1 pseudogene is annotated in these 263 nt (G+C 54.4%); it reads right to left on the minus strand.

Annotated features, from left to right (window positions below):
• Nucleotides 1-263, minus strand: a pseudogene (locus SB756_RS31315) (septum site-determining protein MinD); the annotation flags it as partial.

A 263-nucleotide genomic window follows, 5' to 3' on the forward strand; every position in this document is an offset into this window, starting at 1 on the left:
GTCGCGGACAGAAGAGACTTCCGGGTTGGTGGTAATAATGGCTTCATCGGCAAAGTAGAGCGCCATCAGTGCGCCCGTTTCAATCCCTGCCGGTGAGTCACAGACGATGAAATCGAACTCCATCTTAGCCAAATCGTTCAGAACTTTTTCAACACCCTCACGGGTCAGCGCATCTTTATCACGGGTCTGCGACGCAGGCAGAATGTAGAGCTGCTCCGTGCGTTTGTCGCGAATCAGCGCCTGGTTCAGTGTGGCATCGCCCT

The sequence above is a fragment of the Pseudomonas sp. SIMBA_068 genome (assembly GCF_046534705.1).
Classification (GTDB): domain Bacteria; phylum Pseudomonadota; class Gammaproteobacteria; order Pseudomonadales; family Pseudomonadaceae; genus Aquipseudomonas; species Aquipseudomonas putida.